Genomic DNA, 13,492 nt, shown 5'->3' with positions numbered 1-13,492 from the left:
TAAAATTTAAGGGTCTAACATAAAAAAACTAACTTTTACAATTAATGCCTAAAAACTCTTTTCAATATTGGCAAATAATCAATAAAAATGAGATGAAATCCTAAAAATCTCATCTCATTTTTCATCTTCTGCTTCTTTTATCGCATCTAATATAGAAGTCAGAAAAATACTTTGCTCAACAGGTACTACATTCGTGTCGTAAATTGTAATTTCATATGTTGTTTTAAATAGTGAGAATTTTTTCTTTATTTTATACAATTCATTCCCACTTTTGTCTTCGATAATATATTCAGGAAAGATTCTAAACATCTTTTGTTTTGAAATAGCTATTTCTTTTCGATTTTCATCATAAAAATGAAATGTTTTTCCCCATCTAAAGAAATCCTCAATTACTTCTTCACCAATAAATCCAACTGTCTCATTACTACTATTATAAACCTGTGCTAATCGATTTAAACGAATGTTCCAACGTTTAATTTGTTGTTCTGAGCCATAAACGTCTCCATTTAAATCAGATAAAACAAGTCGTTCACCAAATAAATTAAAATAAAGTCCCTCAACCTTTCCTACTTTGTTCCCATCCACATAAACCTTATACGATTTATTCAGTGAAAACCAACTCTGCTTCACTTCAATCATATGTGATTGTTCCAAAGTAGTGAGTAAATCTTCTGCATGAACTTCTAAAATACCACCAATAAAAACGAGGCATGCTAACATAAACGCACTTAACACCCTTAACCTTCTCATCTCATCACCTACCTTGTCTTAGTATATGACTTATTGCTACAAAAAATTGCCTCAAATTATTTCGAGGCAATTTTCTTTTTATCTTCGTAATACTTATAGAAGCACCCTAAAATAATCAGTGCTGTAATACTAGAAATTGAGAATCCGATATCAAAACCAGGCGATTTATATTCAAGTGTAATTTCATATTGACCTGCACTCGGAATTTCAATTCCAATAAATCCGCCATTTACATTATGTACTTCTAATAATTCCCCATCTCCATAAGCTTTCCATCCTTCGTCATAAGGAATCGAATAAGAAAGCAGTGTTGGACTTAATGCCACATAATCATGAGAAATTCCATTTTGGGTATAGGTTACATTCTTAACGCCTTTATTTTGTCTGGTCTGAGCCGCTTGATAATATTGAATCTCACCTAGATAGCTTGGAAGAGTACTCAAATCATAAGCCTCAAGACGATATGTTAAAGCCAAATGTTCTACCTGTTCCTTATTTAAAATCATACAATTCAAGAAAACATATTGTTTTTGTTCACGACTTAACTTTTCAAAATCTGTATCCAATACATAGGTATTCATACTTGAGGCTACTGGGACAAAATAATTATTCTTGTATATCGTAATCCCTTCAATACGATCATAATACTCATACCCTGGCAAAGAGGCTTCGTAATCTGGCGTAAAATAATACTTCGCTGATAACGCAGTCGTAATCATATAATCCGTAGCTGAAATAGATAAGCCATTTGTTACATTTTCATTTAACATCCAAGAAAACTCATCGTCTCCCAAAAGCGCCTTATTTCCAATCGAGAAGCCATTATAACCTCGATAAATCGGTTCATTATACTGCGTCTCATAACTATTAATAATGCGATAAAACTCCGGATCAATGGTCTGAATATAGTCTGCTACCGCATAAGTTTCATTCACAATATAATCATTATCCTGTACATACTCCACAACGGCATTCGATTTCTGACTATTCGTTTCAAAATACATATATGCCGTAAATAGACACTCAAGCATCAAAATAACAAAGATAACCTTCCCTCTTAACTGATGCTCTTCCTTTACAATCTCATCTAAAATAAAACAATACAAAGAAATCAATAAATTCATTAATAAAAAAATCATTAAGTACGGCGTAATAGCGATTAATTGAGAGAAAACAGCCTCAGTTGTAAAATTCGTGAATCCTTGATTATTGAAACTATACTCATAAACAAAAATAAACACTAATACCAGTAATAATAGAAATTTATATCCATATTTCGTTTTCTTTAATAACTTTAAATCCAATTTATGCGTATCATTTAATACATAAGCCACTAATAATGAGTTAAATAAAATTAACAGTATCGATAATACATTCATATTTAAAGTTGCCAGTGACGTTACATTAATAAGTTGCATCGACTGCGTCAAAAATACAATCAAAAGTAACCCTATGTAACTTAAAATCGTGAGCCTGCGAGCTCCCTTACTAATCAATTTCACAAACTGTGGGGCTAGTAAAACAACTAGAACAGACTGATATAACGATAAATAATGAGAATGATTAATAAAATTAGCCACCCCCTTATAATTTTCATGAAGAGGTGGGAATAATCCTTGAACCGCTAAAGCTAATACAGATGATAACGTCACTCCATTTTGCAATTCAATTTGAACCGTATTTGAAGCCATCACCAGCGGTAAAATAAAGACCATATTGACTCCGATAATAATAAAGATAGACAAAATAAAATTTTTGATATCTTTATACAAATTATCTTTCTGTGAATGATGCATGACATAAATTCGAATTAAGATATAAATGAATAAGAACGGTAAGAACAATAATAAAAATGTAAAATGAGAGATTAATAACAATGTAAATGTAGCAACAAAGTACCGCTTCTTACCCGACGCGAGCATTTTCTCGGCGCCATATAAAACTAGTGGAACAAAAACAAGCAAGTCAATCGTAATAAACTCATTTAAATTAGTTAAATACCAGCCATTAAAAATAAAGAGCAAACTAGCAATGGTCGTCGTATGAAGTGAAAACCACTTCGTTTCCTTCATATACAAATATAAAGCCCCCGCTGCTAAGCACGTCTTTAAAAATAGCAATGGAAAATATAAAAACGACAAATTACTAGTTGAAAACAACATCGTAATCAAAAAGAATGGGTTATATATCGAATAAACATTCTGAGCTCCTAAAAAATTTCCACCAAGGAAAAAGTTCCAGGACCACATCGGCATCTGTCCCTGAAGTAATAAATCATGTGAATTCGTATAAATCGTCAAATAATTTTCAACAAACTGCCCTGATATAGCATAAATAAAATTACCTGAAAAAATGAAACCAAAGAAAATAATTACAAAGATAATACAAATATAAGTAAAAGTTTTTCTCAACACTTCTGATTTTGTTAACATATCATCCCACCCAAGCTCAATTGAATACATTCATTTTACCACAAAAACATCCGACGTTTACCAAAAAATAACTATAAAATTAAGACACATTACGAGTCATCGTATAAGCACTATGATATACTTAAAAAAGGTGATATAAATGGAAAGATACAATATAATAACGGAAAAATTTCCTCGTGAAATAGTCCTTTTAAAAAGTCGACCTTGTGCCTATGGAAAATGTGCATTTTGTGACTATATCGGAGATAATTCTACAAACGTCGAAGAAATGAACACGCTAAACAAGGAAGTTCTCTCAAACGTTAAAGGTCTATATGATACATTTGAGGTCATTAATTCAGGTAACATATTCGACCTTCCAAAAGAAACATTAAATATGATTAAACAAACAATCGATGAACACGAATTCAAAAAACTTTTTGCAGAAGCACATTGGATTTACCGAGAGCATCTTCATAAAATGCGTCAACGATTTGAAATTGATATGATGTTCAAAACAGGAGTTGAATCTTTTGACTACGATTTCAGGGAAAAAGTCTTAAAAAAAGGAGCACCTTTTAAAAGTGTTGATGAACTTAAGCAATACTTTGATTCGGCATGCATCATGGTTGGTGTGCAAGGACAAACAAAGGACATGATAAAAAGAGATATCGATATTGTCTTAAATCAATTCGATCATGCAACGGTTAACGTCTACTGTGAAAACACAACTATCATCAAACCAGACCCAAAATTAAAAGAATGGTTCCTTGATGAATATAAATGGTTAGACGATGTAAAACACTTGGAAGTTCTTTGGAATAATACTGACTTTGGAGTCGGAGACTAAGACAGCGTTACGCTGTCTTTTGTAATTTATTTTAGGTATTGATATCTTTTAACAAAAAAAGTATACTAATAGTATACTAAATAGAAAGGTTGTATAAAATGGGCGGACCAAATAAAAAAGAAGCCATAGCGGCCCTTCATCGTCAAACAATATTAGATGCTGCAGAACAAGTCTTTTATGAAAAAGGATTCTATGCAACGACGATTGAAGACTTATCAAAAGCTTCATCTTATAGTCGTCGAACAATTTACACCTATTTCGAAAACAAAGAAGATATTTTATACAACATCGTTTTAAAGGGATTAACCTCACTTAATCAGGATTTAACTGACGTCTTGAATATTGAAGGAGATTTTTTAACAAAGTACTACGCGATTTGTAAAGCAATGACCACTTATTATCAAACATACCCTTATTCATTCGATTCCGTTAATACAATGAAAAACTCAGATATCAACCTAAGTGAAATTCCCCCTACTTTAATGCAAATCTTTGCAAGCGGAACTGAAACGAATCAACTTCTTGAGAACTTCTTAAAACAAGGACAGGAAGACGGAATCATTCAAAAAAATGTAAATCCACAACAAGCTGTTTATATTCTATGGGCTAACCTTTCATCTCTAATCACACTTACTCATAACAAAGGTGAATTTATCTCCTCAGAATTAAACATAACAGTTGAACAATTTTTACAAAATGGATTCACACAAATCATCAATTCTATTTTAGAGGTACGCCTCTAAATGTTTCAGTGACCTAAAAACGGACTTTATTTAGTTTTGAAAGATAGAAATTTAACAAAAAAATACTTATTTCTTTTTATACAAACTAAAAAACATCCATAATTAAGCTATGTAATCATTCGGATTTAAAAAAACAAAAATAAAAGCACAATGAATCAAATGATACGCACCCATTTGAGCGATACTAAGGATGACTACTTAGAAAAACTCTATCTGTCATTCCATATCATAAAAAACAACTAGATCTACTAGCAGTTAGGTAAGTAAAAGGAGTGGTTTTATGTCAATGCCGGTATTTGACGAGAAAAAAATTCTTGAAATTAACGATAAGTTAATTAAATTAGGTAAAAAACGTGGTTATTTAACGTACGATGAAATTAATAATAGTTTTGCGGAAGTACAATTAGATCCTGAAATGATTAGTTCATTTTTAGATTTATACGAATCTGAACAAATTGATATCGTAAAAGCCAAAAAAGTGGTTGAGACTCCTAAAGTCAAAAAAGAAGTTAAAGAAACACCAAAAGTGCAAAACACTGAAGAGGAACAAACAACAACTGAAGAAGCTGATTTTGAAGAAAATGAGGAAGAGGAAAATATTCCAGCAGACTTTAAAATTGAAGAAGAAGATGAAGAACCATTTGACGCATTCGAGATTACTTCACAATTAAAACTTAGCGATCCAGTTCACATGTATTTAAAAGAAATCGGACGCGTTGAGTTATTATCAAGCCAAGAAGAAATCAAATTTGCTAAAAAAATCGAACGCGGAGATATTTTAGAAGAAATATTAAAATACCGTCGTCAAAATGAAGCATTACCTCAAGAATTAATAGATCGTATCGATTTACTTATTCAAGATGCCGGTGAAGCTCATGATGGAAATGAATTATTAGTTGGAATTACTGAATTAACAGAGGAAGAAGCTGATCGTGTTCTTCACGAAGCCGAATACGCTAAAAAACGTCTGGTTGAATCGAATTTACGATTAGTTGTAAGTATTGCTCGCCGTCATATCGGACGCGGAATGTTATTCCTTGATTTAATTCAAGAAGGAAATATGGGATTAATCAAAGCAGTAGAAAAATTTGACTACCGTAAAGGATTCAAATTCTCAACATACGCCACATGGTGGATTCGCCAAGCCATTACACGTGCCATTGCGGACCAAGCACGTACCATCCGTATTCCAGTTCACATGATTGAAACAATCAACAAACTAGTACGTATTCAACGTCAATTAGTCCAAGAATTAGGTCGTGAGCCATTACCAGAAGAAATTGCTGAAAAAATGGAAATTACACCTGAAAAAGCACGTGAAATTTTAAAAATCTCTCAAGAACCAATTTCATTAGAATCACCAGTTGGTGATGAAGCTGATTCAAGTTTAGGAGATTTCATTCCAGATGCTGATGCTTTATCACCATCAGACTTCACATCAAATGAAATGCTTAAAAAAGAATTAGCCGAAGTTTTAGAAACATTAACAGACCGTGAAGAACGAGTTCTTCGTTTACGTTTCGGTCTTGAAGATGGACATACACGTACACTTGAAGAAGTAGGAAAAGAATTCGGTGTAACTCGTGAACGTATTCGCCAAATTGAAGCGAAAGCCTTACGTAAATTACGCCACCCTTCAAGAAGCCGTCGTTTAAAAGACTTCATGGAAGAATAAAAAGCAGAGCTTAGCTCTGCTTTTTATTTTACCCTCTTATACTCTGCCCCGTTTTCTAAACGACTTAAATAGCCATGATTATATAAATGTCGACCAATTGTTTCGAATATAATCTCACACATTCTGCTTATCACTTAACTTAACTAGATAACTCTCATTCAAGCGCTCATCATTCAACAAACCATCCTCTAAATGCTCTGAACGACAATAACGTCCTTCCTCAAAAATCCTTATTCTTATATTTCGACTTAATTCCCGCTACAAGTCTAGACTTCGCATCCTCATCCACTTCATCAACTCATCAAGATAAACAGCATGCTTCTTGTCGCACGAAACAAGATTACTTAAAAATCTCCCGTAACTTTCATTATCGCCGAACCACTCTAACTTAACTTCATTATCTTTTACAAACTTTAACTCCATAATCTCTCCCCCTTTATTTACATCATTATAGAAAAAAGGTCAGAATAATCTGACCTTCTAAAAATATTATATTATCACATATATAATTGTTATAAATCTAACGGTTTTACCTTTTTCAATAAATAAACAAATGGAGTATCGCAAATACTTAAGATAGCTTTAACAAAATATGTAACAAAGAAAATTGATATAGCCGCATCTAATTCCCATAATCCAAACATATACACAATCGCTGTGAAAATGAAAGTATCTATTAACTGACTTAATAAAGTACTTCCATTATTACGTAACCATAACCACTTATCATGAGGAAACTTTTCCTTAATAAAGTGGAAAATATAAACATCAATGCTTTGAGAAACTAAGAACGAACATAGTCCTGCAATGGTGAATACTGGTAACGCTAAACCAAATAAACCTTCCATATACGGTTGTGCCCAGTCAGATGCTTCTGGTTTAAACCATAATGAAAATTGAGTCACAATTAAAAATGATAACTGCGTAAAGAATCCCATAAATACGGCTGACTTTGCAGCTTTTACTCCATACTTTTCACTTAATAGATCTGTTGATAAGAAAATACCACTAAACATTGTATTTCCTAAGGTTGTTACAATACCGAAAATAGTGGTTGTCTTTGCTACTTGAATATTAGCCGCAATAACGCTCATTACAATATAAGCATATAGCCCCTTGCGTCCAAATAACTTGTAGCTTAACACAACTAAACCAAAGTTTGTACACACAAATAATAGTGCAATTAATTCATTTGTCATACTAGTCACCCTTACCTTTAAACTTTATAATAATAAAAAAAACTCCTAATAAAAAACAGGAGCAGATAAGATCATGATTAAACAAACGCATAGCAAAATAAGCCTAACGTTCGCTAAACTAGACCTCCTATTTTTGATAACGCTGGATTCTGCCAACAGCATGAGGATTTTATAATGTTACAGTTTCATATTATAACATAGAAAAAGATTAAAAAAAACTCTCTCTTCCCCTAAATTAGGATACTAAAAGGCATTATTACATATTTTAATGTTTATAGAAACGTTCTCGTATAGATTTATACTATCATTATATTTTATAATATAAATAAATAAACTTAATAGAAGTGAGGACAAAATGGAAAAGACAGAATATCCCAATTTGAACGGTTATTATATTAACTTTCAACTTCTTACACAGAAATTAAAAGAAATTGCTCAAGAAAAAGGGATGACACAAAGTGAACTCGCTGCTGGCATTACACCTCGGGATCATTTAAACAAAATCTTAAATGGTAAACGCAATCCTAGTCTTGAGCTTCTCTATCAACTTTGTAATAAATTGCGTGTTGATATTCGTGTCTTAATTGAACAGTGTTATTACATTAACTTTGAGCAAACAAGTGACTATATGCATCAAATGAAGCAATGTACAACAATGGGCAATTACGACCTTTTAGAACAACTTCTTCAAAAATGTGCCAACCTTCCCGATTTTCAATATGGAGTAGGAAAACAAGCCTATACTTATCAACAAGGAGTGGTTCAGCTCAAAAAATATAAAAATGCTGCTAAGGCACTTGAATATTTTAATGAGGCTCTTCGCACTTTTTCTTTAATGGACGAAACAGGGAGTGAAAGACTTCATATCTTTACAATTGAAGAAATCGGGATTAATACTGACAAAGCTACTTGCTTATTCACACTTGGACAACGTCAAGAAGCAATTGAATTATTAACAACATCAGTTGAAAGTCGGTTAGCAAATTATGAAAATGTCGAAACACTCCATATTTTAAGAGCTTATTTCTATTTAGCGCAATTTTACCTACAAGAGAAAAATTATGTTAAATGTATCGAGATAGCAACTAAAGGAATTAATCTATCTAATTGTAAATTCGTCTATATCTATGCTGGAGATTTAAATGCCACTAAAGCTACAGCACTTCATTTTTTAGGAGATGAGGAACATGCCACGTTCCATTTCCGTAGAGCGTATGAATTTTACAACTTACTTGGAAGCTCCCGAATTTCAACTATGCTCGATCGACACCTTGAAATAATTGGTTTTGACAAGAATAAAATTAAATATGATGTAACTCATCCCATCCAATAACTATTACTAAATGAAAAAAACATCTTTAAAAAGAAAGATGTTTTTTTGCTATCCCTGTTTTATAAGATAAGTCATCCCGAATAACCTTATCTTGTGTCTAATTATATCTTATAAAATAAACAAAAAGAAGTGTGCATTTGCACACTTCTTTTACTATAATTGGATATTAAAACCTTGATCTTCTATTTTTTCAATCAAAATAAACTGACTAATAAACTTTTCATCATAATCAATTTGAACTAGCTTAGTCTTCAAATCAATTTTTACTTCTTTAACACCAGTAATTCCTGCCACAGCATCATGAATAGATTTCACACAATGTTGACAGCTCATATTTTCAACTTTAATCAACAGTTTACTCATCACTAACGCCCCCTTACATCTATCTTAGACTATTTAAGCGTTCAAAATCAATCGAAATATTATGCTTGCATAATTTTCTCTGGATGAGTTACCTCCAATTGCGGTTCTTTAGCTTCTTTTAAGCCACGTACCGAGCGGAAGAAAATGATTCCTGTAATTAAAGATGCTAATCCATCAGCTACTGGCCCTGCTAACCAAACACCCGTTAATCCTAAACCACCGATATGAGGCAAGATAAGTAAACAAGGAATTAATAAAATCACTTGTCTCAATAAACTTAAAAACATCGAAACTTTTGCTTTACCAATTGATAAATAGAAGTTTGAACTAATGATTTGGAATCCGAGCACTGGTAACATGAATAAGAAGATTTTCAATCCACCTGTTGCCATCTCTGATAAACTTGCATCATTACTAAACAAACGAATTAACGCTTCTGGATACGTCTGAATCACAATCCATCCAAACGTCACGATAATTGTTGCAACAATAACTGCGTACGTTACAGCTTGTTTAACACGATGGTATTTTTTTGCACCATAATTAAACCCGATAATTGGCTGTGAACCTTGATTTAGACCGAATAATGGCATCGTAAAGATTAACGAGATACTACTTACAATGGCCATAGCACCAATTGCTAAATCTCCACCATACATTTTTAGTGAGTTATTTGAAATAACTTGGACAATACTTTGTGCGATTTGCATCGCAAATGGACTCATCCCAATCGAGAAAATACTAAGAATAATTACCTTATCTAACTTCATACTTTGACGTGTAATTTTAATATTACTTTTACCTTTAGTGAAATAATATAAAATCCAAATCGATGATGCAATCTGAGATAAAACAGTCGCAATGGCTGCTCCTCGTACACCAAGTCCTAATACGAAAATAAAAATAGGATCTAATAAAATATTAATACCTGCCCCAATTAACATTGATAACATTGCAATTTTTGGATTACCATCACTACGAATCGAGTGATTTAATCCAAAACTCATCATATTAAAGATTGTCCCGATAAAGATAATTTGCATATATTGTGAAGCATAAATCTCTGTATCAGCACTTGCCCCAAACATTGATAAAATCGGGTCCATAAATAAGAGACCGACAACTGTTATTAACAAACTTAAAATTAATATTAAAACGAAAGCATTCCCTAAATGGTGCTGCGCCTCATCTCTTTTATGCTGCCCTAACTTTAATGAAATACGAGCACTTGTTCCAAGGCCAACTAGCATCCCAAACGCCATAATAATCGTCATAATTGGCATCGTAATTCCGACCCCAGTTAAAGCTAGACCTCCAACCTCAGGAATATTTCCAATATACATCCGGTCAACAATATTATACAAGGTATTAACCATCATCCCAATAATCGCTGGAACAGAGAATTGAATTAGCAACTTAGAAACCTTCTCTTCTCCCAAAACATTTGGTTTATTCATTTTAACTCCTCCTTAAATACAGTGTATCTGCAACTAATTTAAATAAAAAATAACCTTATAGCTATTTTTCATTTCTTAAATCTTCAACAGCAGAAATAGCATTACATAAAATTTTGTCAGAGATAGCTGAAAATTGTTCACATTCCTCATCGGTTAAGCCTTCAACTAACTCATCTGTAATTTCTTCTAAAACCTTAATTATCACTGGCATCAATTCATGTGCCTTCTCAGTTAAATATAATTGATTATATCGTCGATCATTTGAATTACAAACGCGATAAATATAATCATTTTCCTCTAACTTTTTTAAAGCTTTTGCTGTTGTTGCCTTATCAATCATTACTAATTTAGTTAGCTCTTTTTGACTAATTCCTAAATTACGTTCTATATTTATTAAAAAGATGTATTGTCCATATCCTAAATCATAAGGCTTCAATTTATGATTAATTAGAATCTGACGATATCTATAAATAATAGACATTGATTTACCAATTGACTCGTTCATGATCTCACCGCATGTCAAAAATTTTATACCCTACCTATCCTATCACCATTAGGATGTATTTGCAACTATTATAACTCAAAAAAATACTCCCCATTAGGGGAGTATTCATTTTATTCAACTGTTACAGATTTCGCTAAGTTACGTGGTTTATCGATATCAAATCCGCGTTGTAATGCCGCATAATAAGAAATTAATTGTGTTGGCACAACGGTTACTAATGGTGTTAGTAATGGATGTACGTCATCAATCACAATTTGGTCAGTTTCAGAACTTAATGATTTTAATGAGATGACAACTGTATTTGCTCCACGAGCTTTAACTTCTTTCACATTTGAACGTGTATTTAAGTTAACAGACTCTTGAGAGACAATCGCAATAACAGGAGTCCCTTTTTCAATTAAAGCAATCGTTCCGTGTTTTAATTCTCCTGCTGCGAATCCTTCCGTTTGAATATAAGAAATTTCTTTTAATTTTAATGACGCTTCAAGTGCGACATAGTAATCAACATGACGACCAATATAGAAGCAGTTACGAGCTGTTAAGTAATCTTTTGCAATATCAGCGAATTGCTCTTTATCATCTGTAATACTTTCCATGACATTTGCAACAATGGCTAATTCACGTGATAAATCTAAATTATGATTTTCTCCTACACGAGCAGCTAAGATCGCTTGAACGGCTACTTGAGCGGTATATGCTTTTGTTGAAGCAACTGCAATTTCAGGACCTGCATATAATAATAAAGTATGGTCTGCTTCACGAGATAAAGTTGATCCCGGTACATTTGTAATGGTTAATGATTTATATCCTAATTGTTTAATTTTAACTAATACAGCACGGCTATCTGCTGTTTCTCCTGATTGAGAAATAAAGATGAATAAAGGATTTTGACTGATAACTGGCGTATTATAAACAAATTCAGATGAAATATGAACTTCAGTTGGAATCCCCGCTAATTGTTCAAACATTTGCTTTCCTACGAAACCAGCATGCATACTTGTCCCAGCAGCCACAATATATAATCGATCTGCTTCACTGACAGCTTTGACGATTTCTGGATCAATTTTAATTTCTCCATCCTCGAAATATTGTTCAACAATACGTCGAATAACATATGGTTGCTCATCAATTTCTTTTAACATGTAATGAGGATATGTTCCTTTTTCGATGTCAGATGCATCAAGTTCTGCTGTGAATGGATCACGTTTAATTTTAACTCCTAATAAGTTATAAATGGTAACCTCTTCACGAGTTAATTTAATAAATTCTTCATCTTCAATTTCAACGAATTGATTTGTACACTGTAACATTGCCATTGCATCAGATCCAATCATATTGAATCCTTCACCAAGCCCAATTAACATTGGCGACTTGTTTTTAGCAGCATATAATACTTCAGGATTCTGTGCATCGATGACTCCTAAAGCGTAAGATCCGTGTAAAATACTCATCACGTGGCGAATCGCTAACTCAACATCTTCTTTTTCTAAAACAAATTTTTCGATTAAGGCAACAATCACTTCAGTATCAGTATCTGAAATAAAGTGGTAGTTTGGTAAATACTCTTTACGTAATTCTAATTCATTTTCAATCACACCGTTATGCACAACTGTGAAACGACCAGTGCTTGATTGATGAGGATGAGAATTACGTTGATTTGGTGCTCCATGAGTTGCCCAACGTGTATGCCCAATTCCCACTGTTGATAAAACTGTTTCGTCTACAACGGTACGTAAATGTGCAATACGCCCTTTATCTTTAAAAATATGAACTCCCGTTTCATTTACAACTGCAATACCTGCTGAATCATATCCACGGTATTCTAATTTTTCTAACCCATTTAATAAAATATTTTTAACATCTTGTTGTCCAATATAACCAACGATTCCACACATAAAAATTCACAACTCCTTATTTAATATAATTTAGTTAGAGCTGCTTTCTATTTATCTTTTTCTTCAATTTTGTCGTAAGAGTTACCTCTTAGTTTTGTTTGAAGACTACGACTGAGATATCCAGCCGGAAGGCATCCGCCGAAAAATCGATTAACCTTCACCTCGTCAGCTGCTCCTACCCTAAAACACAGCTCTGGCGCTTAATATGAATAGATCTTCTTTCTACCCTTGCTACCCTCCTTCCCACTATGAAAGCAACATTTCCATTATATCATATGCTAATGATTTTAAAATGCTATTTTATATTTATA

Annotated in this window: 12 protein-coding genes; 4 read left to right on the top strand and 8 right to left on the bottom strand. The window is 32.8% G+C overall.

The annotated features are described in order from the left end of the window. Positions 1–114: 114 nt before the first annotated feature. Together QWC74_RS05240 and QWC74_RS05235 are read right to left on the bottom strand one after the other, a co-directional pair. Positions 115–750, bottom strand: coding sequence for a hypothetical protein (locus QWC74_RS05240; protein WP_006784474.1), 636 nt, complete (start codon positions 748–750; stop codon positions 115–117). 56 nt (positions 751–806) lie between these two features. Then, positions 807–3,182, bottom strand: a complete 2,376-nt coding sequence (locus QWC74_RS05235; protein WP_100068694.1) for a YfhO family protein — start codon at positions 3,180–3,182, stop codon at positions 807–809. 139 nt (positions 3,183–3,321) lie between these two features. On the opposite strand from QWC74_RS05235, the gene QWC74_RS05230 reads away from it, so the two are divergent. From QWC74_RS05230 to rpoD, 3 genes are all read left to right on the top strand, one after another. Next, positions 3,322–4,011 carry a hypothetical protein gene (locus tag QWC74_RS05230; protein ID WP_006784472.1) on the top strand — a complete coding sequence of 230 codons (690 nt, stop codon included), beginning with the start codon at positions 3,322–3,324 and terminating at the stop codon, positions 4,009–4,011. 98 nt (positions 4,012–4,109) lie between these two features. Beyond that, positions 4,110–4,754, top strand: a complete 645-nt coding sequence (locus QWC74_RS05225; protein ID WP_006784471.1) for a TetR/AcrR family transcriptional regulator — start codon at positions 4,110–4,112, stop codon at positions 4,752–4,754. A gap of 280 nt (positions 4,755–5,034) precedes the next feature. Next, entirely contained in the window at positions 5,035–6,429 is a 1,395-nt protein-coding gene (gene rpoD / locus QWC74_RS05220) for an RNA polymerase sigma factor RpoD (protein ID WP_006784470.1), read from the top strand. Between the two features lie 258 nt (positions 6,430–6,687). On the opposite strand, the gene QWC74_RS05215 is transcribed toward rpoD, so the two are convergent. Together QWC74_RS05215 and QWC74_RS05210 are read right to left on the bottom strand one after the other, a co-directional pair. Next, on the bottom strand, positions 6,688–6,852 hold the full coding sequence (locus tag QWC74_RS05215) for a hypothetical protein (RefSeq protein ID WP_006784469.1): 165 nt from the start codon (positions 6,850–6,852) through the stop codon (positions 6,688–6,690). 89 nt (positions 6,853–6,941) lie between these two features. Beyond that, positions 6,942–7,628 carry a queuosine precursor transporter gene (locus QWC74_RS05210; RefSeq protein ID WP_006784468.1) on the bottom strand — a complete coding sequence of 229 codons (687 nt, stop codon included), beginning with the start codon at positions 7,626–7,628 and terminating at the stop codon, positions 6,942–6,944. A gap of 355 nt (positions 7,629–7,983) precedes the next feature. Between QWC74_RS05210 and QWC74_RS05205 the strand changes: the two genes are divergently transcribed. Further along, a complete protein-coding gene (locus QWC74_RS05205) occupies positions 7,984–8,961 on the top strand; it encodes a helix-turn-helix domain-containing protein (protein ID WP_006784467.1) in 978 nt (325 codons plus the stop codon). A 153-nt stretch (positions 8,962–9,114) separates the two neighbouring features. Here QWC74_RS05205 and QWC74_RS05200 read toward each other — a convergent pair whose 3' ends face one another. The 4 genes from QWC74_RS05200 to glmS form a co-directional block, all read right to left on the bottom strand. Next, the gene (locus QWC74_RS05200) at positions 9,115–9,324 is read right to left on the bottom strand and encodes a heavy-metal-associated domain-containing protein (protein ID WP_006784466.1); all 210 of its coding nucleotides are present in this window, start codon (positions 9,322–9,324) and stop codon (positions 9,115–9,117) included. Between the two features lie 59 nt (positions 9,325–9,383). Next, a complete protein-coding gene (locus QWC74_RS05195; protein ID WP_006784465.1) occupies positions 9,384–10,781 on the bottom strand; it encodes an MATE family efflux transporter in 1,398 nt (465 codons plus the stop codon). A gap of 61 nt (positions 10,782–10,842) precedes the next feature. Next, positions 10,843–11,286: a MarR family winged helix-turn-helix transcriptional regulator gene (locus QWC74_RS05190; protein ID WP_006784464.1), complete on the bottom strand. Its 444-nt coding sequence runs from the start codon at positions 11,284–11,286 to the stop codon at positions 10,843–10,845. A 110-nt stretch (positions 11,287–11,396) separates the two neighbouring features. Beyond that, entirely contained in the window at positions 11,397–13,181 is a 1,785-nt protein-coding gene (glmS, locus tag QWC74_RS05185; protein WP_006784463.1) for a glutamine--fructose-6-phosphate transaminase (isomerizing), read from the bottom strand. Positions 13,182–13,492: the final 311 nt, after the last annotated feature.

The organism is uncultured Turicibacter sp. (genome assembly GCF_938044715.1).
GTDB lineage: Bacteria > Bacillota_I > Bacilli_A > MOL361 > Turicibacteraceae > Turicibacter > Turicibacter sanguinis.
The sequence above is the reverse complement of the archived record's forward strand: the minus strand, read 5'-3'. Positions and strand labels throughout refer to the sequence as shown.

Bases quoted from the DNA above. Each gene is read 5' to 3' on its own strand.
- QWC74_RS05210 (WP_006784468.1), bottom strand. From the start codon at position 7,628: ATGACAAATGAATTAATTGCACTATTATTTGTGTGTACAAACTTTGGT.
- glmS (WP_006784463.1), bottom strand. From the start codon at position 13,181: ATGTGTGGAATCGTTGGTTATATTGGACAACAAGATGTTAAAAATATT.
- QWC74_RS05200 (WP_006784466.1), bottom strand. From the start codon at position 9,324: ATGAGTAAACTGTTGATTAAAGTTGAAAATATGAGCTGTCAACATTGT.
- QWC74_RS05215 (WP_006784469.1), bottom strand. From the start codon at position 6,852: ATGGAGTTAAAGTTTGTAAAAGATAATGAAGTTAAGTTAGAGTGGTTC.
- QWC74_RS05195 (WP_006784465.1), bottom strand. From the start codon at position 10,781: ATGAATAAACCAAATGTTTTGGGAGAAGAGAAGGTTTCTAAGTTGCTA.
- QWC74_RS05240 (WP_006784474.1), bottom strand. From the start codon at position 750: ATGAGAAGGTTAAGGGTGTTAAGTGCGTTTATGTTAGCATGCCTCGTT.
- QWC74_RS05190 (WP_006784464.1), bottom strand. From the start codon at position 11,286: ATGAACGAGTCAATTGGTAAATCAATGTCTATTATTTATAGATATCGT.
- QWC74_RS05205 (WP_006784467.1), top strand. From the start codon at position 7,984: ATGGAAAAGACAGAATATCCCAATTTGAACGGTTATTATATTAACTTT.
- QWC74_RS05230 (WP_006784472.1), top strand. From the start codon at position 3,322: ATGGAAAGATACAATATAATAACGGAAAAATTTCCTCGTGAAATAGTC.
- rpoD (WP_006784470.1), top strand. From the start codon at position 5,035: ATGTCAATGCCGGTATTTGACGAGAAAAAAATTCTTGAAATTAACGAT.
- QWC74_RS05235 (WP_100068694.1), bottom strand. From the start codon at position 3,182: ATGTTAACAAAATCAGAAGTGTTGAGAAAAACTTTTACTTATATTTGT.
- QWC74_RS05225 (WP_006784471.1), top strand. From the start codon at position 4,110: ATGGGCGGACCAAATAAAAAAGAAGCCATAGCGGCCCTTCATCGTCAA.